At 55.8% G+C, this 260-nt stretch carries 2 tRNA genes; both read right to left on the bottom strand.

The features are described 5' to 3' along the window. Positions 1 to 6: 6 nt before the first annotated feature. A tRNA-Asn gene (locus tag CUZ56_RS15185) sits at positions 7 to 82 on the bottom strand. 101 nt (positions 83 to 183) lie between these two features. Further along, a tRNA-Asn gene (locus tag CUZ56_RS15180) sits at positions 184 to 259 on the bottom strand. Position 260 lies beyond the last annotated feature (1 nt).

The following is a 260-nucleotide window of genomic DNA, read 5'->3' as shown; positions in this document are numbered from 1 at the left end:
TGAGATTGGCTCCCCGACCTGGGCTCGAACCAGGGACCTGCGGATTAACAGTCCGTCGCTCTACCGACTGAGCTATCAGGGATCAGAATTTTGACTCGGCATGGATGAAATGCGTTTTTTTGAACTTGGCCGGGTGCTTCGTTAGGGCCTCCAGCGGTTGTATGGCAGTTCATCTTGGAAATCTGGCTCCCCGACCTGGGCTCGAACCAGGGACCTGCGGATTAACAGTCCGTCGCTCTACCGACTGAGCTATCGGGGAA

This window comes from Saezia sanguinis (assembly GCF_003991585.1).
Classification (GTDB): domain Bacteria; phylum Pseudomonadota; class Gammaproteobacteria; order Burkholderiales; family Burkholderiaceae_C; genus Saezia; species Saezia sanguinis.
This window is presented reverse-complemented; position numbering and strand designations above follow the sequence as displayed.